General features: G+C 55.7%; 17 protein-coding genes. 9 read left to right on the forward strand and 8 right to left on the reverse strand.

The genetic code is table 11. The features are described from left to right. Positions 1-19 precede the first annotated feature (19 nt). The 4 genes from L1D43_RS16020 to L1D43_RS16035 all read right to left on the reverse strand — a co-directional run bounded on the left by L1D43_RS16020 (position 20) and on the right by L1D43_RS16035 (position 5371). The gene (locus L1D43_RS16020; protein ID WP_239853117.1) at positions 20-346 is read right to left on the reverse strand and encodes a hypothetical protein; all 327 of its coding nucleotides are present in this window, start codon (positions 344-346) and stop codon (positions 20-22) included. A gap of 516 nt (positions 347-862) precedes the next feature. Next, positions 863-1384, reverse strand: coding sequence for a hypothetical protein (locus L1D43_RS16025; protein WP_239853263.1), 522 nt, complete (start codon positions 1382-1384; stop codon positions 863-865). A 243-nt stretch (positions 1385-1627) separates the two neighbouring features. Next, positions 1628-4666 carry a molybdopterin dinucleotide binding domain-containing protein gene (locus L1D43_RS16030; RefSeq protein ID WP_239853119.1) on the reverse strand — a complete coding sequence of 1013 codons (3039 nt, stop codon included), beginning with the start codon at positions 4664-4666 and terminating at the stop codon, positions 1628-1630. 9 nt (positions 4667-4675) lie between these two features. Next, a complete protein-coding gene (locus L1D43_RS16035; protein WP_041511801.1) occupies positions 4676-5371 on the reverse strand; it encodes a 4Fe-4S dicluster domain-containing protein in 696 nt (231 codons plus the stop codon). 549 nt (positions 5372-5920) lie between these two features. Here L1D43_RS16035 and L1D43_RS16040 point away from each other — a divergent pair. From L1D43_RS16040 to L1D43_RS16070, 7 genes are all read left to right on the forward strand, one after another. Then, entirely contained in the window at positions 5921-6886 is a 966-nt protein-coding gene (locus L1D43_RS16040; protein ID WP_239853120.1) for a LysR family transcriptional regulator, read from the forward strand. 189 nt (positions 6887-7075) lie between these two features. Further along, on the forward strand, positions 7076-9289 hold the full coding sequence (locus L1D43_RS16045; protein ID WP_239853123.1) for a molybdopterin-dependent oxidoreductase: 2214 nt from the start codon (positions 7076-7078) through the stop codon (positions 9287-9289). A gap of 10 nt (positions 9290-9299) precedes the next feature. Continuing rightward, a complete protein-coding gene (locus L1D43_RS16050) occupies positions 9300-9845 on the forward strand; it encodes a 4Fe-4S dicluster domain-containing protein (RefSeq protein WP_239853125.1) in 546 nt (181 codons plus the stop codon). Beyond that, positions 9845-10459, forward strand: a complete 615-nt coding sequence (locus L1D43_RS16055) for a molecular chaperone TorD family protein (RefSeq protein WP_239853127.1) — start codon at positions 9845-9847, stop codon at positions 10457-10459. Before L1D43_RS16050 ends, L1D43_RS16055 begins: the two co-directional genes overlap by 1 nt. A 64-nt stretch (positions 10460-10523) precedes the next feature. Then, positions 10524-11504 carry a formate dehydrogenase subunit gamma gene (locus L1D43_RS16060; protein WP_239853129.1) on the forward strand — a complete coding sequence of 327 codons (981 nt, stop codon included), beginning with the start codon at positions 10524-10526 and terminating at the stop codon, positions 11502-11504. Positions 11505-11643: 139 nt separating this feature from the next. Next, positions 11644-12732, forward strand: a complete 1089-nt coding sequence (locus L1D43_RS16065) for a porin (protein WP_239853131.1) — start codon at positions 11644-11646, stop codon at positions 12730-12732. A gap of 75 nt (positions 12733-12807) precedes the next feature. Then, positions 12808-14706: a methyl-accepting chemotaxis protein gene (locus tag L1D43_RS16070; RefSeq protein ID WP_239853140.1), complete on the forward strand. Its 1899-nt coding sequence runs from the start codon at positions 12808-12810 to the stop codon at positions 14704-14706. 10 nt (positions 14707-14716) lie between these two features. On the opposite strand, the gene L1D43_RS16075 is transcribed toward L1D43_RS16070, so the two are convergent. Next, a complete protein-coding gene (locus L1D43_RS16075) occupies positions 14717-15625 on the reverse strand; it encodes a LysR family transcriptional regulator (protein ID WP_239853141.1) in 909 nt (302 codons plus the stop codon). Between the two features lie 126 nt (positions 15626-15751). Here L1D43_RS16075 and L1D43_RS16080 point away from each other — a divergent pair, with 126 nt between their 5' ends. Beyond that, a complete protein-coding gene (locus L1D43_RS16080; RefSeq protein WP_239853143.1) occupies positions 15752-16702 on the forward strand; it encodes a cysteine hydrolase family protein in 951 nt (316 codons plus the stop codon). Between the two features lies 1 nt (position 16703). On the opposite strand, the gene L1D43_RS16085 is transcribed toward L1D43_RS16080, so the two are convergent. From L1D43_RS16085 to L1D43_RS16095, 3 genes are all read right to left on the reverse strand, one after another. Then, positions 16704-17063 carry a YkvA family protein gene (locus L1D43_RS16085; protein ID WP_239853153.1) on the reverse strand — a complete coding sequence of 120 codons (360 nt, stop codon included), beginning with the start codon at positions 17061-17063 and terminating at the stop codon, positions 16704-16706. Positions 17064-17136: 73 nt separating this feature from the next. Then, positions 17137-19458: a YgiQ family radical SAM protein gene (locus L1D43_RS16090; protein ID WP_239853155.1), complete on the reverse strand. Its 2322-nt coding sequence runs from the start codon at positions 19456-19458 to the stop codon at positions 17137-17139. A 140-nt stretch (positions 19459-19598) separates the two neighbouring features. Beyond that, positions 19599-19994: an MAPEG family protein gene (locus L1D43_RS16095; RefSeq protein WP_239853157.1), complete on the reverse strand. Its 396-nt coding sequence runs from the start codon at positions 19992-19994 to the stop codon at positions 19599-19601. A 231-nt stretch (positions 19995-20225) separates the two neighbouring features. Here L1D43_RS16095 and L1D43_RS16100 point away from each other — a divergent pair, with 231 nt between their 5' ends. After that, a complete protein-coding gene (locus tag L1D43_RS16100; protein WP_041511790.1) occupies positions 20226-21446 on the forward strand; it encodes a threonine/serine exporter family protein in 1221 nt (406 codons plus the stop codon). Positions 21447-21601 lie beyond the last annotated feature (155 nt).

Here is a 21601-nt window from a genome sequence, read left to right on the forward strand (position 1 = left end):
ACACTAAAGCCTAGTGTGGTTAAGCGATGCTCGCCTGCATCTTTAGCCAGAAGCTTTCCTGGCAGGCGTTGTGGAAAGTCTTTCGACAGGGGGTTATCGAATACTGCGCGCTATCGATCACCTCATAGCTTATCCAGCACTCTTCGCACAGCTGCTCGCTCGGCGCATTGTCACGCTCGACCCGGTGGCGGATCACCACGTCATTATCGAAGCGATAACTCGTCTCTTCTTCATTGATCTGCACACCATCATCGCAATAACGGTTTGTTTTAGTGAACTTATCTATGATGGCCACATCACTCGCTTGATGATGGATAGCCTTGATGTAGGTAAACAGCGTATTCATGATGTCCTTATGCGAAATGAGGGACGCAATCCTTGGCAAGATGAGATAAGGGTTATCACCTAACTCCATTTTAAAAGCCCACCAGCTTACTCCTCTACCCCCCCTTTGCAAGCACTACACCCACAAACATTCACACCGCTCTCCCTCTACCGAAACCAGTAAGACTTAATCCGCAACGGCAACAAAAACCGCTAAATCGAAGAGACGATGGATACCGAGTGTAGATACGCCGGTGAGCTTCCGAAACAGGGATGTTTCGGCAGAGCCTAAAGAGACTTATTCACGGCGTCTCACAGGCGTATCTGCACATCCCTCGCCGGGCAGGCGCTAGATATCTGAGAAGGTTAGGCCTTCAAAAATTCATCAAATGCCAAATGCATTCAGAGGCTACAAAGCCTAAAGAACCAGCCTCCGCCGGTGCAGGCGCTAAATAGCAGAGAAGGTTAGACCTTCAAAACCCTATCAAATACCAACTCGGCCAGACACCAAACAAAATGCCCAGCCTTCATTGCAAGGCTACTCGTGGCCCCATGGAGTAGGCGGCAAGGCAACCGGCTTGGTCAAATCAAACGTCACCTTAAAGTCGCGATTCTCCCGGGTGAGGCGATAGATAAACTGGCTGTCAGTGATCCCCATGTGCCACACATTGGTGACCGACTGGGTCAGGCCATTCTGTTTGAAGTTGTCGATAGAGAAAGCATCGACGGGGAAGGATTGCAGCTCGGCGCTGCCGCCATCTTGGGTGTCGCCGCCATACATGGTGACCTTGTCTTCTCTACCATCTTGATGTCTGTGGTCATGTTTGAGGCGCAGTCCTGTGTCTGTCTTGGTGATCACCCAGGTACGGGAGTGATCCTCACCCACATGAAACGGCACCTTGAGCTCGCTGTCGCTACACTCACGCACATGCATTACCAGACGCTTGCCTGAAAAAGCCGAGTCGGCGCTGTTGCCCGCCGTCACCTTGCCCTCGAAGGCCTGGCCGCAATGGGCGGCAATCGCATCGAAAAATTGACTCTGCTCGGTCGTGGTCGCCATGGCGGGGGCGACTAACAATAGGGCGGCGCTAACACCAAGTGATTTGGCGCCAAGGGATAGTGATAGGGAATGAGTCATCTTCTTTTTATGCTCCATCAAATTGAACCTTCACACTAGCACGAAGAGATAAATTGAAGCTGAATAAAAAAAAGCCCCCGAAGCCGAGGCGACGGGGGAAAGGTTTACAGGATAACTATGTTTAGAAAAGCTATGGTTAAAACTATGCTTGGTTAATGATTCGAATCAGGCTTTCTCCACCCGCACCGGAATGCCGTGACGACAGTTGGCTCCGGTCCAGTAATCGTTGAGCATACTGGCGGCACCGTTACGGGTCGGATCCGCAGGGATCATCTGGTTCACCGCCGTACCGCCGGCGCGACTGGCTATCCCCGCTAACTTCTCGCCGTTGATGATGCGATCGTCACCGCCGAAGCCCTCACTATGACCAAAGCCATGGGAAACACAGACAGCCCCCTTGGCGACCCCCATATCTGTCTGCAGGGTGCCGACGCAGGGCTTGCCGTTGGCGGTCACTATGCGCACGCTATCGCCATCCTTTAGCCCCTGGGCCTTGGCGGTATCTGTGTGCATATAGACGAAGTTGGTGGGACTGATCTCACCGATCCGCTTGAAGGCCACTGCATAGTTTGAGCGCACCGTCGCCTTGTAACTGGAGAACAGCAGCGGGTACTCGCTCTGGGGCCAATGGCTCTCCCAGGTGTCGCCGTTCCAGAACTTATGTTCCTGCAGGGTCGGCGTGCCCGGATAGAACTCACCCGAGTAGGCATGACGCAGCTGCGCCACCTCCTGATGATAGATCTGCAGACATTTAGGCCCGGCGCCCTTGATGAAGTCGCCTTCATAACGGTCATCCTCCTGGTAGTAGCCACCGCGTGACAGCAAGGCCTCGACCTTGGCGGCCTCGTCGGCGGTAAGCCTTGGCTTAAGCGGCTTCATGGCATAATCCAGCCCAGCCCACAGGCGATCTTCCTCGGTCACCTTAGGCAGCTGCTCACACTGCGCCGCCACGTTGGCCAGGTATCTGGCGTGCCAATCCTCGAAGGTTAACAGGTCAACCTTACGGCCATCGCTGGTCGTCAAAGCGCCCTTACCGAAACCAGGCAAGTCGAGCTTGAGGGCGATATCGATCAGCAACTGCTCCATACAGATATGCTCACCCGCCTCATTCTTCTCGGTTCGCGGGGTCACCACTGGCGATGCCGCCACCACGCCCAGTTTATGGGCGCCCCACATGCGATCCGCCGCATACTCTTCGAGCATGGAACGGTCCGGGATCAGGTAGTCGGCGTAGCGGTTGGTCTCGTTCATGTGGCAGTCGATTCCCACCACCAGCGGCAAGCGCTTAGGATCGGCGATGCTGGCCACCACCTCCTGACTGATAGACGCCGCACTGTAGAGGAAGTTGTTGCGCCAGTTGAATAGCACCTTGGCGCTGTAGGGGTCGCCGTTGGCATGGCTGGTCCACTGTTCGGCCGCATTCATGGCGGGCAGCAACTCATGCCAAGGGGTGCTGGCGGGATAAGGGTTCTTGCCCTGCTCCACCTTGAGACGATATTCGGTCGAGGCCTCGTAGGCGCCATCACGACAGGCGTTAACGATACCGTCCAGCGACACGCCACCTTCGATGTTGGCCAGATCATACAAGCCTTCCATGCCGCCGATAGGGCCATTGCCATAGATGGCGCCGCCCTTGGCATCGTGGGAACCCGCCAGGGTATTAAGCGTCGCCCAGATCCAGCCCATCACGAAACCATCAGATGAGTTGGTGCCGCCGTTGCCTGCCACACAGGCCTTTCGGCCATAGTGCGCCAGGTCTTTCGCCACCTGACGCATCTCTTTGATCGCAATGCCGCTGCGCTTGGCATACTCCTCCATGCTGGTACTTTGCGCCGAGGTCCGCAGCAGATAGAGAGACGACATCAGGGTCACCTTACGGCCACGGCTGTCGGTGAGGCGTTTACTGACAAACAGCTCGGCCTTGTCGCCTGACTCCGCCGACGCTAAGGTCTGAGTGCCCGCCTTGATGATTAGCGCCTCATCGCCGCCCAGGCCGAAGTCTTGCGCCTTGGCAAACTTGCGATACTCTGGATGCTTAGGATCCATCACCACCAGGTGACCGGCGTTGGTGTAGTTAAGCTCACCCGAGGCCTCGGCCGCCTTCTGGCTCGGATTTTCCAAGTGCGACTTGTTAAACCACTGCTCCTCGAGCATGGTGCGGATCACCCCAAAGGAGAATGCCGCATCCTGACCGGGTTTGACCGGTAGCCAGGTGGCATTGGTATCGGCGGCGACCGTGGTACGCAGCAGGGGATCGACACACACATATTTAAAGCCGCGATCGACACGGCTATTGGCCAGCCCCCGGCCAACACGGTTGAGGCTCACGCCTGACGAGCCAGGACTGGTGCCCATGAACAGGCCATACTCGACATTTTCCCAATCGACATCGTTGAGCCACTCTTCGAAACCCGCCGCCATGCCCAGACTGTAACCCGTTGCCTGGGCGGCGCCGCAGTAGGCATGCTTGGTCCCTAGGTTAACCGTGCCCCATGATTGCATCATGAAGCGAGAATAGAAGCTTCCGCGCAAATAGTCTTCCGCGCAGAAGGTGGCAAACAGCTGATTAGCTTTACTGCCAAATTCGCTATGGCCCGGCTTCACCTCTTGATCCAGCTGGCGAATGGCGCGCAGGCCATCGACATGACCTTCGCCGAAGAGATCGCCCCCCTCGATGATCTCGGCAAGTGCCTGTTCATAGCTGATGGTGACCCACTCGCCACTGCCGCGCTTGCCCGCGCGTTTCAGCACCCGAGTCACCCGGCGCTCATCGTCAACCGAGTCGACGCAGCTCGCCCCCTTGGCACAGGTGGTGGCGCGATTCTTCAGCCCTGCCTCACCCGCCAGGGCGATATAGCTCTGCTTCACCTCGGTGCTCAACGGCAGCGGCGAGCCTGAGTTGTTCTCGCAGTAGGGGTTACCGCCTACCTTCAAGACCTTATCTGTCTTCTCATCCACACGTACCCTGAGGCCACAGATGTTGTAGCAGCTAAAGCAGCGGGAATAGGCGGTGCGTACCCCCTCTGTCTTATGCCATTTACCCTCGGAATCGAAGCCCCCCTCGGCGGCGACAGGATGACCGAAACGTGTAATGTCCTGGGTCTTTTGCGGTTCAGACTCTGCATCGACTCGACTGCAGGCCGCCCCCGTGATGGTCGCGGCAGACACCAGACCCGCCTGAGTTAAAAACTTACGTCTATCCATCTTTGACTCCTAGCGCTGCCAATCGAGATAATTGAGATTCAAAATGGCTTGGTCATCGGTCGATGTTGGCAAACCAATATAGAAGATGTTGGGTGAGGTGCCGGCATCGGACAGCATGGCGTAGACCTTGTTGTCCCGCACCAGCCTAGATACCTGACTATCGGGATCGTTAAGGTCGCCAAAGGTGCGGGCGCCACCGATACAGGTCTCGACACAGGCGGGTAGCAGACCCTGAGTTACACGGTGAATGCAGAAATTACACTTCTCGGGCGGGTTATCCAGGCTCTCATCCTTACGGCGCGCCCCATAAGGGCAGGCATCGACACACAGCTGACAATGAATGCACTCTTCGTGGTCTATTACCACTATGCCGTCTTCCTTACGCTTATAAGTCGCCTCAACCGGACAGACCTGAGTGCAGACAGGATTATCACACTGGTTACATTGGTTCGGCACCGCAAGCGTCGCGATGCGCTCACCCAAGGTCAGGCTAGCCTGGTTGACTCGGGTACGGCATCTGCCCACATCTGTTTGATTTTCAACGGAACATGAGACGGTACAGGAGAGACAACCGGTACAACGTCTGACGTCAAACACCATGGCATAACGTTTTCCAAGGGTTTTCGCTTGCAGCGTGCTGGCAGGCACCAATGAGAGCAGTGCTCCTCCTGCCGCCATTTTTAATATCGAGCGCCGATCTAACATAACGAGATCCTTAACTATGTTTTTCTGAAATAAAAACATGACTTCTGGAAGGTTTCTTTATTATTTAAAATACACACGCAACAATAAAACTTGCAACAGACAATAAAGCTATAAATTGAAATTAAAATAGAGATCACGAATCAAATAAAAATATAAATTCGATGAAATTATTTATGAACAGCGGGTATAATAGTCACCGTAAAAAGACGAACGTCTCATATTAAAAATAAATTTAATTTTGATGAAATAAAATCGAAAGTTCACAAATCGAACACTTACCCAACCTAAACAGCCACTTACCACTATACCAGTGATAGCAAGGCCTGGCAGGTTCTCCACCTAGAAGTTGTTCGTCCGTACCAGTTATGATGAAAGATATATAAAGTCTGCAAATTTTAAATATCGCATTTTGCAAAATGCAGATATTAAAACATGAGAAGTAATGCAAACTTTAAATAATAGCCATATTAAAAGTGTGACTTTCAACACTGAACATGTGTAGATATATATAGATGATAATGACTCAATATATTTACCTAGTTCACAACCATGAATAAGATTGACCAGCTTAATTACAATCAACTAAAAGTGTTCATCGCCGTTTATGAACACGGGCAGAGTCATCAGGCTGCCAATGAACTGGGTATAACTCCTTCAGGCGTGAGTCGCACCCTTAAGATCTTACGAGACATATTTAAAGACTCACTCTTTATTCGTCGTTGTTCCGGCTTCGTCGCAACCGAGAAGACCCACCAGCTGATCCCTCTGGCCAGAGAGTTGGTGGCCCATTATCAGCAACTCGAGATGCAGCACTCGGTATTTACCCCGGAAGAATCGGGCGGCCAATATGTTATTCACGCCTACGATGAGTTTATCTACCCGGTACAACAGGTGATCCGCAACGAGATCCTCACCGAGGCGCCCAACATGAAGTTCGATGTCAGGGTGCTGACCCATGACTGCAGCAGCGATCTCGCCAATGGCGATGTCGACTTCGTGGTGGTCTATGAAGGCTTCAACGGTAAAAACCTCAACGCCGAGATGTTTTCCGCCACCGACAATCTCTACATCCTGGCGCGCAGCGGCCATCCGATCCTTAAGCAGGAACTCACCCTCGCCAACATCACCCAATATGCCTGTCTTGAGATAGACAACTATGACGACTTGAGCTGCCCGCTGCTGGTGAACCTCTGCCGCGAAGAGGATCTGTGCATGGAGGTCGACGGCTACACAGACAGCGTGGCCACCGCCATGCGCCTGCTGAGCGAGTCTGACGCCATCACCTTAGTTTGCAACGAATTTACCCGCCAGTTCGTCGACATGTTGCCCGCTGTGCAGTGGGTCAAGCTGCCCGAAGAGCTGGCCAAGCGTTGCCGCATTCGTCGCCGTGAAAACCGCGAGATAGGCAATTACCTCCTGTATGGCAACGTGAATCAGTCGGCCGCCTTTAACTGGGTCAAGTCTAAGCTCATCTGCGGCCTGGAAAGCGCTTGGCGCAGGGCGGCAGAACGCTGACAAGGATTTTGATGGCGAGACCGACAAGCTACTAGAGGCACTCTTGCATACCCCTTTCGCAGCTGGTCTTGCCATCTTTTTAAATCGAAAAACGATAACAAAACAGGTATGCAGCGAGTCTTTGACTCACAAACATTTGAGCAATGTCTGTAAAAAGCGTCTTAAGACGCATCAAGATGGGGAACACTTATGAAAATGAACAGACGCACCTTCTTGCAAGGTGTCGGAGCCAGCTCCGTCGTCGGCTCGCTATCCGGTCTTATGCCCGGCATAGCCAGTGCAGGCGAAAAAGGCGGCGCGCCCGACAAACTCTTGAAACGCCAAGGAGAAATTAAGTACCACACCTGCCAACGTAACTGCGCCGACCGCTGTCTGTTGAAGTTCACGGTACAAAACGGCCGCATGACCTACGTGGAAGGCGCTTCAGAACTGAAGAAGATGGGCACCTCTCCCTGCGTGAAGGGCCATGCCTATGTGCAATACACCTATGCCGCCGACCGTATCCTGCACCCGATGGAGCGCGCGGGCAAGAAGGGCGAAGGCAAATGGCGCCGCATCTCTTGGGATGAGGCCTATGACAAAATAGCCAGCCGTCTGCAGCAGATCATTAAAGATCACGGCGCCGACTCTATCCTGCCCTACAGCTACTCGGGCCACGAAGGGGTTATCGGTAAATACGGCGGACCTAGCCGCTTCTTCAACGCCGTCGGTGCCCGCAAGCTCGACCGTAAGGTATGTGTGTTCGCCGCCTATGAAGGCTTGAAGTCGGTGACTGGTACCTACCAAGGCCCGGATCCTTACGACAACATCTACACCAACTGCTACATCTCTTGGGGTCAGAACGAGACGGCCACCAACGTGCACGGCATCAAGTTCATCAACCAGGCCCGTGACCGAGGTGCCAAGCTGTTGGTGGTCAACCCAGTGCGCACCCCTATCGCCTCTCAGGCCGATATCTGGTTGCAGCCTAAGCCGAGTACCGACACCCACCTGGCGACAGGTATCATGAAGTACCTGATAGAGCATGACCTAGCGGATCTCGAGTTCATCAAGGCCAACACCCTTGGCTACGACCAGCTGCTCGAGCGCCTGAACACCATGAGCTACGAAGAGATCGAGCGTGTCACCGGCGTACCTAAGGCCAAGATGTTCGAATTCGCCCGCGTCTATGGCGAGTCAGAGCTTTCTGTACTGCGCCTGGGTTACGGTATGCAGCGTAACTACAACGGTGCCCGTATGTCTCGTGCCATCGCCATGATGCACGCGGTTGCCGGCCAGTACGGCAAGATAGGTAACGGCTTCATCTATGACAACACTCAGGCCGATGACAGCCTGAACTACAGCAAGGGCCGTGCGGATCATATCCACCCGAACCCAGACACGGTTGGCCACGTCAACATGACGGAGATCGCCAAGGCGCTCGACCCAGAGAACCCAACGGCCTATGGCAAGCCCATCAAGCCGATTAAGGCGGTGATCAACTACAACGGTAACTTCGTCTCGGTTGCACCGGACTCGAATGCCTGTCGCCGCGGCGCGATGCGTGATGACCTCTTCCTGGTGGTTCACGACTTCCTGATGACAGACACCGCAGAGCTGGCCGATATTATCGTACCGGCAGCGACCCAGTTCGAGTTCCCAGACATGGGTACCGACTACAACTGCTATCACATGCAGACCTCTGAGAAGGTGATCGAGCCACTCGGCGAGTCTAAAGACAACTGGATCTTCTTCAAGGAACTGGGCGCCCGCATGGGTCTGGACCGCTTCCCTGAGATGCGCGTGGACTATGAGCAGATCCTGCGTGACTTCCTCGACACGGAAGAGCCTGCCTTCAGACATAACAACATCACCTATGAGCAGATCATTCGCGACAAGTTTGTCACCGTCTATGACCAACGCCCTTACTTCGGCGATGGCAAATATAAGACGCCAAGCGGCAAGATCGAATTCTACTCGGAGATGATGAAAGAAGCCGGCTACCACCCAGTGATCGACTTCGGCCTGCCGGAAGATGAGATGGTACAGGAAGAGAAGACACTGCCGTTCCGTCTGCTGTCTCCTGCCATTCCGCAGCGTGCCAACAGCTCTTTCTACAACGTGAAGTACATTCGTAACTTCCCGGCCTACTTCGCCAAGATCAACGCCGAAGATGCCAAAGAGTTGGGCATTCAGAACAACGATCGCGTCAGGCTCAGCAACCAACGTGGTGAGGCCCACTTTATCGCTCAGGTCTCTACCCAGGTGGTCAGAGGAACTGTCATGGCGCCGAAGAATAACTGGCGTCGCATGGACCCACAGGGCAAAGACAGCTGTACCAACAACCTCACCACCGACACCTTGACCGATATGGGTGGATGCTCTGCGTATCATTCCACTCGCGTCGCGATTGCCAAAGCCTAAGGAGTAAACGATGTCGTTAAATAAGAAAGTGGGCTTTGTGTTCAGACAAGAGAACTGTGTCGGTTGCGGTGCCTGTACCGTTGCCTGCCAGATCCACAATGAACTGCCCGAGAACCATAGATTCCGCAAAGTCGATCGCTATGAAGTACAGCGTGACGATGGTGCAATCGATGTCTGGTTGTCCCACGCCTGCATGCACTGTGAAAACCCAGCCTGCCTCATGGTCTGTCCGGCGAAAGCCTACCATGTGCGCGATGACGGTATCGTGGTACTGGACCGTGAGAAGTGTACCGGTTGCGGCCTGTGTGCCAGCGCCTGTCCTTACGCGGCTGTAAGTATCCGCGAGGACGACGGCAAGGCAGACAAGTGCAACATGTGCGTGGAACTGCTGGACCGCGGCATGAAACCCGCGTGTGTGAGTGGCTGCCCGGTAGAGTGCCTGGATGTCGGCAATCTGCAAGAGGTGCTCAAGCGTCCATCGGCAAGCAAACAAGGCATAGGCTACGGCGATTGCATCACCAAACCGAACCTAGTGATCATTAAGGAACGCGCATAATGACAGCAGAATATGGCCCAACGGCAATGGCTTACCATGCCTTCAAATCTATGATGTTCGCGCCCTCGGATACTCAGGCTCTCGCAGGCTTAATCGCCTACCTGGAGCAGGAGTCGCCAGACAGTCCGCTACTCATAGAGGCACGCAAGTTCAGTGACGACGCATCCGAATTGGAATTTGATTTTAATCGCATGTGTATTGGGCCATACAAGCTGTTAGTCGCCCCCTACGAATCGGTTTACCTCAGTGGCAATCATCAGATCTTCACCGAAGAAACCGTTCGTGTGGGCGAGTTCTACCAACAAATTGGTCTGGTCATCGACGATAGCTTCAACGAGCCGGCCGACTTTATTGGTAACGAACTCGAGTTCCTCTACTGCCTGCATGCCATGGCCGCCGAGCAACAAACGCTTGAAAACAGTGAACATGTCGAGGCACTCAATGAGCTCGCGGCGGAGTTTCTCCAAACCCATCTAGGGCGCTGGATAACTCCCTTCTGCGAGGGCATAGCCAAACATGCGAAACAACCTTTCTGGCAACTGTTGGCTCAGGAGCTACTGCAGTTTATCAATCAACAACTTCAAGCGGCGCCCAGCCTAGGCGGCGCCGAATGATCGACGAATCTGCCTGGCGACAGGCAGATTCCAACGCGACAAGCGATGTCGCAAGGAGTTTTCAATGAGTAAAGCAATAAGATGGTTAAGCCTTATTGTGCTCGGTCTATTCGCATCCAGTTATGCGCTAGCCGAAGAGACCGCCACCCTGCAGCCGCAGCAGTGGCAAACCATTCAGGAGCACGCCATTCCAGGCGATATTCCTGAGATCCGTGGCATGCCGACTCAGCCTGAGCTGCTGATGCCGGCGTCCATTCCACAGCAGGCCGACGAGTCGCTGCTTGGCTACCTGGGCGCGACCGATACCATCGCCTTCGCCCTGTTTGCCAGCCTATTTGGCGTCATTGCACTGTTTATTCTGTTTGTAGTAGTGAACGGCGTCTCTAAGCTGGACCATGGCTTCTCGGGTAAGCTGATCAAGCGTTGGTCAGGCCTTAGCGTCAGCGTGCACTGGCTGGGTGCCATCCCTTGCATCCTGCTGATCCTTACTGGTTTAGTACTAGGCGGCGGCCGCTTCTACTTCGAGCCCGGCATGAACGCGGGTTCCTGGTCGGCCCTGGTGGGTCTATCCAGCAGCCTACATGAGTTGATGGCCTTCCCCTTCATTCTCGGCTATGTGCTTATGGTTCTGATGTGGGCGCCTAAGCAGTTCCCCGCAAGCTATGACCTGAAATGGTTTGCCGTACTGGGCGGCTACATCAACTTTGGCAAGAAACAGCACCCCGATGCGGGCTTTGCCAACGCGGGTGAGAAGCTGTGGTTCTGGGTCTTCGCCCTGTTCGGCGGTGTCATGGTGGTCTCAGGCCTGGCGATGATGTTCCCCGAGACCTATGGCGTCACCAAGAACACGGCCAACCTGATGCTGGTATTGCATATTGCCTCAACCGTCATCATCAGCGCCTTCTCTGTGGTGCATATCTTCATGGCGACTGTGATGTCCGAAGGCGGCATGTCAAACATGACCTCTGGCTACTGTGACGAAAACTGGGCCAAACAGCATCACAACCTCTGGTTCGCCGACCTGAAGAAGGCTGGCAAGGTTTAACCAAAACCAGGCCCATGGCAGATGTCATGGGCCTATTAACTCCCTTTTTTTAAACGCCTGCGGCGCCCCTATCCTCCATCGTCCCGATGGCAGGAGGGAGACTCGCATGCCTAAGAAAACCAATTGAAGGCAGAAAGCCATGAAAAATCATAATACTGTTTTTCGCACCTCAATGATCGCCGCCGCAACGGCACTCGCTTCTACTCAGGGTTATGCCGCCGAGCAGCCCTTGAGTGAACAGGTCGAGGCACTCAACCAGCGCATCGCCCAACTAGAGGCTCAGGCCGCTCCCTCACAGTTCAAGAATAGCGAAGTCAGCCTCTACGGCTCTATCCGTCCGACACTGAGCTACCTCGACGACAGCACTGATGAAACCTGGGACGTGAGAGACGCCCTCTCTCGGGTCGGCATCAAGGCCAGCACTGAGTTTGCCGATGGCTGGCGCGCCATCGCCCAGGGTGAATGGAGCGTCGATATCGCCAACTCAGGCAACTTCGGCAAGGCGAGACAGGCCTATGTGGCCATCGCATCCCCCTACGGCCAGGTGGGCATAGGTAAACAGCGTCCGGCCCAATACAGCCTGATCGCCGAATACGTGGATATCTTCAACCACGGCAACAGCCCTTACGCCTACGACCATGAAAGTCCCTTCTTCGTCGACAACTTCGTCACCTACAAGCTGGTCACTGGCGGCTTCACCTGGATGGCCGGCGCCCAGTTTGACGGCGATAAGGGCGACACAGGCGCCGATCTGGTCAACCTTGGCGTAGGTTACGATGTCGGAGCCCTGCATCTTGGCCTGGGCTATGTCACTCAAGACAGTTTGGACAACGGCCAGGTAAACGGCGACAACCAGATCCTGGGTGGTGTGGTCGCCTATACCTTCGATAACGGTCTCTACCTGGCCGCGAGCTACCAGGACAAGCAATACAACTTCGACAATCAGGTGCAACATGGCGATCGCAGCGGCAGCACCTTAGATACCGCCCTGGCCTATCCACTGAGCGACGAGTACAAGATCAAGCTGGGCTACTTCCAGTTTAAAGACGGTATCGAGGATATCAGCTCTATGGACTATGACGGCTTCAACACCACGCTGGAATGGAACCCGCTGGCCAACGTGCGCGTACACCTTGAGTACCTGGATAAGAACTACGACAACCTAAACGACGATCGCGCCGTTACCGTCGGCTTCCGCTATGACTTCAACTTAAACTGGAAAGGCTAACCCCCCGACCAGGCTCCCTCCAGAAGAGGCCATCTGTGGCCTCTTCTATTCCACACCTCATGGAGTTAGTAATTGATGGGATTCAAGAAATCACTCGTGGCCTCCATGGTCACTTTAGTCGCCCTCTGCCTGTTGATCTCGAACTGGCTCTCCTACGTCCAGATTAAAGAGGCCACCATCGCCAGGGTTAACGACAAACTCACCGGCGTCACCCGTAACGAGTCGGCCAAGGTCGCCACCTGGTTTGGCGCCAAGGCCCAGGCCATGGATGAACTGGCCCAGCACTATCGTTTGGGGAGTTACCAAGACAACTATGTCAACACCGCGCGTCTCGCCACAGATCTCTCCGGGGTCGCCCGCATCTATTTCGGCTTCGATGACGGCAGCGCCTACTCCACCGAAACCGGCGACAAGTGGCTCAACGGCAAGGCGATTCCCGGCAAGTACGATCCCAGAACCCGCCCCTGGTATCAGCAGGGTAAGGGCACCAATCAGCTAGACGTCACCGACATCTACATAGACGACGGTACGGGCCACAAGGTGATCTCCATCCTGAAGAATCTGGGTAACGGCGTGGTGCTGGGTGATATAGAACTCACCTATCTTCATGATGTTGTCAGCGCCATAGATTATCCTGGGGCGGTCGCTCTCATCACAGATCAAACCGGCAAGGTATTGGCGTCAGAGTCCCCTACCCTGGTCAGTGGCAGCCGCTTCAGCGACTTCGGTCTGCCTCAGGTGCAGCAGAAAATCATCGGCAGCGACGAGGTGATGCAGGAATATCGCATCGACGGCGTCGATAAGCTGGGCTTCTCGAAAGCCATTCCCCTGGTTAATGGCAAGCAGTGGTTCCTCTTCATTGGCTTGGATAAGTCGAACGCCTATGCCGTGGTAGATAAGGCCCTTACCAGCGCCCTCGTCTCTTCCGCCGTCATGTTGCTGTGCGCCATCAGCATCTTGCTTGGGGTCCTGTACCTCCTCTATCGCCCTATCTTGTCGCTCAAGGCCATGGTTACCGAACTGTCTAAGGGCAACGGCGATCTCACCAAACGACTCGAGATACATAGCGAGGACGATCTGGGGCAAATCTCCATGGGGATCAATCAGTTTATCGCCAACCTGCAGGCCATGATGCGCGAGGTGCTACAGGCCTCGGCCCATATCTCAGGCAGTGTCGAGCGACTCAATGGAGAGACAGAGACCAATCGTCACATCTTGTCGGCTCACACCAAAGAGACAGAGCAGATAGTCGCCGCGGTGGAAGAGATGAGCGCCACCGCCAACGACGTCGCCCAAAATGGCAGCGAGACCGCCTCCTTTACCCAACTCACCAACGAACAGGCGCTGGCATCGAAGCAGGTAGTGGCTCAGGCCACAGAAACGGTCAACCGCCTGGTTAGGGAGGTGGAACATACCGCCGACAAGATAGGCCAGATCGATCGTGACACCATCAATATCACCCAGGTACTCAAGGTGATTGGTGACATCGCCGACCAAACCAACCTACTGGCCCTAAACGCCGCCATCGAGGCCGCTCGAGCCGGCGAACAGGGACGGGGATTTGCCGTGGTGGCCGACGAGGTGCGGGCCCTGGCCGCGCGCACCCAGGACAGCACGGCGGAAATTGAGGAGACACTAAGCAATCTCAGAGACGCCTCCAACAGCGCGATCCACTCGATGCAGGTGACCAAGCAGACCTGCCTGGAAACCGCCAGCACCACAGAGAGGGTCGCCACGGATCTCGACGCCATAGGCGGTTCTGTCAATCAGATCAACGACCTGAACACCCAGATCGCCACCGCCGCCGAAGAGCAAAGCTCTGTCTCGGCCGAGATCACCCGCAACATGAGCGCCATCTGCGACATGGCCAACGAACTGGCTCGCAGCGGCGAGTCTAGCCGCAACGAAGCTGTCAACCTGGCTACCGCCAATCAGCAGCTGGAACAGATAGTTGGACAGTTCAAACTCGACTAAGTCTCAAGCACTAACCACTCACCGGGGCCTTCTGTCTGAAGGCCTCTTTCAACCTCTCCACCAGCAGACGCAGCGCCAGGGGCAACTGTTGCTGGTAGGCGTGAATGGCAAACACCTCTCGCGACGGGCCGCTGTGCTCGGGTAGCACCCGCTGCAGCTTGCCCTGGGCAAGCTCAGCCTCGATAAAGATAGAGGGCACCAGGGCAATGCCAACACCAGCAATGGCGCTGTTGATGGCGCTGATGGAGGTGTTGACCTTGATCTCCTTAACCGCCTCGAAGGCCAGACCGCTAGGGCCTTGCAGCACCAGAGGTCGCTGCCAGGGCAGGACTATTAAGCTGTGGCCCCGCAGACTCTCCGCCGTGATGAGGGCGCTACGGTTAATATAGCTGGGGGCAGCCACCAGAACGCTGTCGAGTCGGCCGATAGGAATCGCATGATAGCCGCTGTCTTTCTGCGGCCCGACGGAGATCGCCATGTCTAGGTTGTGCTGCAAGATATCCAGCCGCGCATCGTCATAGTGCATCTCTGGCAGCAGCTGCGGAAACTCGCGGCAGAGTTCGGCAATGATGGGGGTGAGCAGCGGCGCCTCGAAGGCCAGGGGCGCGGTGATAGCCATGCGCCCACCGGGCACCGCCTGCTGGTCATGGGCCGCCTCCAGGGTTTCGGTCAGCAGGCGCCACAGCTGACGGCTGCGCTGAGCCATCGCCTCCCCTTGAGTGGTGAGATGCAGCTGGCGGGTACTGCGGGTCAGCAGCTTGACGCCGAGATCTTGCTCCAGCTGGCTCACATACTGGCTCACCGCCGACTTGGTATGACCGAGCGCCTCGGCCGCGGCGGTGAAGGAGCCCTGATTGACCACCTCGTCGAAGACCAGCATCTGATATGCCAGCCGCTTTTGTTCGTTTTTTCTGAACATTCTTATCAATCAAGACCTAAATATCACAATAAGAAATAACAATAGACTGGCGCCTCAACAGATTCAAGCGACTAGTCCTAACAACTAGTTCCAACGACTAATTCGAGTAGCTAACGAGGAGCCAACATGAGTCAATCTATCCGCCAAGCCGTCATGCAAGCCAGCCAAGCCTGGATTGCCGATTTCAACCGTCAGGCCTTTGCCGACTGCATCGCCCGCTACCTGCCAGAGGCGCAGATGCAGGTCTCGCCCTTCGGCCGTTTCGATGGCATCGAGGCAATCAGCCAGTTCTGGCTCGGCTTCGCCCAGCAGAATCCCGGGGAGCTGGTCTACCGCAATGTAGAGATCAAGGTGCTCAGCGACAGGCAGGCGATACTGTCGGCCAACTGGCGCATGAATATCGCCAGCGGTTTTATCAGCAAGGAGTTGTGGACCCTGGCCGACGATGGCCAGTGGTATCTGGAAGAGGATGATTTCAGCGTGCTGACCCAGCTGAGCGAGCCGCTGCCGCCACAGATGCGCAGCGCCCTGGTGCTGGTAGACCTGCAAAACGACTACTTTAAGGGTGGCCGCTTCGCGCTGGATAACTGCGAACGGGCGGCGGCCAACGCGGCCAAGCTGCTACATCATTTTCGCAGCAATCAACTGCCGGTGATCCATGTACAGCATATCTTCAAGGATCCCGAGGCGAGCTTCTTCCAGGCAGGCACCCAGGGCGTGGAGATCGCCGACATGGTCGCGCCCAAGGGCAATGAGCCCGTCATCATCAAGCATCATGTGGACAGCTTCATCGGCACAGCTCTGTCTCAGACATTGATCGAGATGGGCATAGACAAGCTAGTGGTCGTCGGGGCCATGGCCCAGGCCTGTGTTCAGACCCTGTGTCGCAGCGCCGTCAAGGCAGGCTTCGAGTGCGAGGTGATAAGTGATGCCATTGCCGCGCCGAGCCTCTCCTGGGAGAGCCAAGATCTGAGCGGCGAGCAGCTGGTGGCGGCGAACCTCATCTCGTTGAGCTTTGGCGGTGCCAAAGCGACAACCCTGGATCAGTGGTTAGTCGAGGCCAAACTGGCAGGCTAGCTCAGTCGAACCAGGCCGAGGTCTTGGCCGCGGCCTGCTGCTTCACCTTGTCATCGACATACATGCTGACCATGGCCAGCGCCGCGGCTAGGGCGCCGAGATCGTCTGAAAATCCCACCACGGGCGTGAGGTCGGGTATGGCGTCGAGTGGTGTGATGAAATAAGCCAGGGCGCCGAAGATCACCGTCTTGGCCCACTTGGGGGTATCAGGTCTTTGGGCCGCATAGTAGAGACACAAGGCATTGTCGATCACCTCGCGCCCGGCCAACTTGGCAAACTGCTTGACCTTATGCCAAAAGCTCTCGTCGCTGTAGCCGTCGACCTTAGCCTTGCCATTTGAGTCGTCTCTTGAGTCGCTCATGGTAAGCTCCATGCAATAAAAAAGGGGAGTGGTTAAATACTCCCCTTTTTTTGTCGCTTTGACCAGCGGCAGTTTAGCGTTGATGCTTAGGCGTGGTTCCCCAGGCGTTCTTCGCCGGACGCTTGCCGGGCTTACTCCAGCCGCCCTTGCCCGAATCACCTTTCCCCGAACCGCCCTTACCTGCCGCCTGACCGCTCGGCTTGCCCTTAGCGCCAGACTTAGCACCGGGCTTAGCTTGAGACTTGCCTTGGCCATTGCCCTTACGCTCGTCAAACTGATTGGCGCTGAAGCGGGTCACCGCCTTCTTACCCGCCGGCGTCTTAGCGCCCTTGGCGCGATAGCCCTGGCGCTCCTGGCGGGTTTCCGCCGGCACCAGGCAGTTAGCACCGCCACCGATAAGGTGTTCCTTACCCATCTTGATCAGGGCTTCGCGGATCATAGGCCAACCGGCCGGGTCGTGATAACGCAGCAGCGCCTTGTGCAGCTTACGCTGACGCCCGCCCTTTGGCACCTCGACCGTCTCACTGCTGTGCTTAACGTTTTTAAGCGAGTTAAGCTCGGTGTGATAGATGGTGGTCGCGTTGGCCATTGGCGACGGATAGAAGTTCTGCACCTGATCCAGCTTAAACTTCTCGCCCTTGAGCCAGAGCGCCAGGTTCACCATATCCTCATCTGTGGTGCCCGGATGGGCCGAGATGAAGTAAGGGATAAGATACTGCTTCTTGCCCGCCTCGGCGGAATACTTATCGAACAGCTCCTTAAACTTGTGATAGGTCCCCATGCCCGGCTTCATCATCTTGTTCAGCGGGCCCTCTTCAGTATGCTCGGGGGCGATCTTCAGGTAGCCGCCCACATGGTGGCTGGCCAGCTCCTTCACATAGCGGGGATCTTCGGTCGCCAGGTCGTAACGCACCCCCGAGGCGATAAGCACCTTCTTGATCCCCGGCACGTCGCGGGCGGCGCGGTAGAGATCGATCGTCGCCTGATGGTCTGTATCCAGGTGACCACAGATAGAGGGGAACACGCAGGAGAGTCGACGACAGGTGCTCTCGGCCTTCACCGAGGTACAGCCCAGGCGGTACATGTTGGCGGTCGGGCCGCCAAGATCGGAGATCACCCCGGTAAAGCCAGGCACCTTTTCCTGAATGTCCTTGATCTCTTTGATGATCGAGTCCTGCGAGCGGCTCTGGATGATGCGACCCTCATGCTCGGTAATGGAGCAGAAGGAGCAGCCACCGAAACAGCCCCGCATGATGTTGATCGAGGTCTTGATCATGTCATAGGCAGGGATCTTGTCGTTACCATAGACGGGATGCGGCACCCGCTTGTAGGCGAGATCGAATACCCCATCCATCTCGTCGGTGTTGAGCGGCCAGGCCGGTGGATTGACCCAGATGGCGCGCTCGCCGTGGGGCTGGAACAGGGCGCGGGCACAACCCGGGTTCTGTTCCTGGTGCAAAATGCGCGAGGCGTGGGCGTAGAGGTATTTATCCCCGGCGACCTTCTCGAAGCTTGGCAGCAGCACATAGGTCTTCTCCCAGGGCTTGGGCCTTGGCGGCTGCACGGAGATCGCTTTAGGTGCGTCGTTGTCGAACACCTTAACGTCACTTGGGCCCGAGAGGTTTTGGCAGCCTACGTCATCGGCACCATAGGGGTTGGGGATAGGATCTATCTTATGCAGCTGATCCAGCTTGCGTGAATCCATCCCCTTCCAGCCTGGCATAGGCTCTTTACGTATCACTGTGGTGCCGCGCACGTCATGAATGTCACGTACATCTTCACCCGCCGCGAGGCGATGAGATAGCTCCACCAGCGGACGCTCGGCGTTGCCGTAAACCAAGATATCGGCCTTGGCGTCTAAGATCACCGAGCGGCGCACCTTATCCGACCAATAGTCATAGTGGGCGATGCGGCGCAGGCTGGCCTCTATGCCGCCAATGACCACGGGCACCTGCTTAAAGGCTTCCTTACAGCGCTGGGTGTAGACGGTGACGGCACGATCCGGACGCTTACCGCCCACGTTACCGGCCGTATAGGCATCGTCATGACGCAGACGGCGCTCGGCGGTGTAGCGGTTGATCATCGAATCCATGTTACCCGCGGTCACCCCGAAGTAGAGGTTGGGCTTACCCAGCTTCATGAAGTCTTCTTTGCTCGACCAGTCTGGCTGAGAGATGATGCCCACCCTGAAGCCCTGGGCCTCCAGCATGCGGCCAATCACCGCCATCCCGAAGCTGGGATGATCCACATAGGCGTCACCCGTGACGATAATAATGTCACAACTATCCCAGCCCAGCTTGGCCATCTCCTTGCGCGACATGGGCAAGAAGGGCGCCGGTTTCTCATTGCGGCCCAGATACTTGGGATGGGAAAAGAGTGTGGATTCGACCTGCATGTATGATACTGCCTAACTTTCAAACCAAAGAGTAAGTGTAGTCGCCATGCGGCTCGGCGTGACGACCACTAAAAGGAGGCGGAGTATAACAGCGAAACCCGCTCAGGTGTGAACAAAAAAACAGCAATGATGGCGATTTTCTATGCCAAGATGAAATAAAACAGATTCACCACCGCCAGGGCCAGTATCACCAGCCAGCTAAGCAACACGCCCCAGAAACGACCGAAGTGATAGCCGCCACGCCCCTGAGTCAGACCGATAGCATGTAAGATGCGCGCCACCAGCCATAGGGTGCCCGCCCCGTGTAGATAAACCGGCGCCAGGCCGTTGAGTTCGGCCACCAGCAACAAGAGGAGCGCGATTGGGGCGTTCTCAATGAGGTTGGCATGTACCCGATTCGCCAGGCGTAGGTCGTCACTGCCACCTGAGCCCAGGCCTATCTTGAGTCCGCGCCTGAGGCGCACCACGCGATAGGTAAAAAACACCGCCATGATGGCCGTGAGAGCAATATAAAATCCCGAAACGCTTACCGACATATCTCTATCCTTAATGACACCAACTTATGGCAGTCAGTCTTTAACACCGACAAATAAAAGCCCTAAATAAGGCCCTAACAAACCAGCGAAACGCGCTGGTAGATTCTATCCTTGGCTAACTTAACCCGAATTTAAAAAAATTCCCAAGCCATTAACCTTTTTGGTACAAGATAGGTTAAGATGCGCTCGCTTGAGCATCACCCCCAGATTTCACCATCATGGACTGTACAATTGGATAACGCAGAGTTTCTTGAAAAACGCAGGTTTATCATAAAATTAGGTAAGGCCCTGCACAAGTTTGGTACCCCTGCCTACCGTCTAGAGGCCCATCTGCAATCGATCTCTAAAGTCTTAGGCATCGAAGGCTACTTTCTCATCTCACCGACCTCCATGACCTTTGTGTTGCAACACGACACAGATCAGGAATACAACCATATGGCTCGCGTTAAGCCTGGCGAGATGGATCTGGGCTCCCTGGCCCGTACCGACGAGTTGGTGGAAGAGGTACTGTCTGGCAAGCGCACCCTGACCGAGGCACTGGAACGCCTGGAGGAGATCGCCAACAAGCCCAATCCCTATGGTCCCCTGCTGACCCTGCTGGCCTTCGGCTGCTCCGCCGGCGCCTTTGCCATGTTGATGGGTACCAGCTGGAACGACGTCTTCTGGTCGGCGATACTCGGCTTCATGGTCTATGGTCTGGTCTACCGCGCCGAGCACTCCAAGCGCATAGCCGAGACCCTGGAACCCCTGGCCGCCATCTTGTGCGCCATCGCCGCCTGCGGCATCGCCTACTTCGACCCCTATATCAATATCCCTGTGGTGATCCTCTCGGGCATCATTGTCTTTATCCCCGGGCTGGCGCTCACCCTGGGGCTGGCCGAGCTGTCGGCGCGAGATCTTATCTCGGGTACGGCGCGCATCATGGATGCCTCCATGTTGCTGTTTAAACTCTATTTCGGCGCCATTTTCGGCATGGTAATAGGCAACGCCATGTTTGGCGAAGCCATCTATTTCGAGCCAGAGCCGCTGCCGCGTTGGGCCATCTGGTCGGCCGTGCCTCTGCTGTCCACCGCGCTGGTAATTATCTTCAAGGCCAGGCTGAAAGACTCTCCCTGGGGCATTTTTGCCGGTATCGTCGCCTTCTTCTCGGCCATGCTGGCCGGCATCTACCTAGGCGAATCTATCGGTATCTTCTTCGGCGCCCTGGCGGTGGGGATCTACTCCAACCTCTATGCCCGCTGGATGAAATCGCCCGCCTCCATCGCATTGCTACAAGGGATAGTGATCCTGGTTCCCGGCAGTAAGACCTATATCGGTCTCAACACCCTGATCCTCGGCGAGACCATGCTCAACCAGTCGCATATTGGCACGCAGATCTTCCTGATCTTCATGTCACTCATCGCCGGTCTCATCTTTGCCAACGTCGCCGTGCCGCCCCGTCGTACCCTCTAATTGACCAATCAAGTCCTGATGCGGCTTCCGGGCCTGCATCAGGATTTGCGCAAGTAAAATCATCATCTTATTTTATCTTCGCCGCTTGACTATTTGGTGTTGCGGGTGTGTTATTAAATTGTGTCTACTTTTTAATCCCCAGAGTTCTCCTTAAC

It is taken from the genome of Shewanella sp. Isolate8 (genome assembly GCF_022398495.1).
Lineage (GTDB): Bacteria > Pseudomonadota > Gammaproteobacteria > Enterobacterales > Shewanellaceae > Shewanella > Shewanella aquimarina.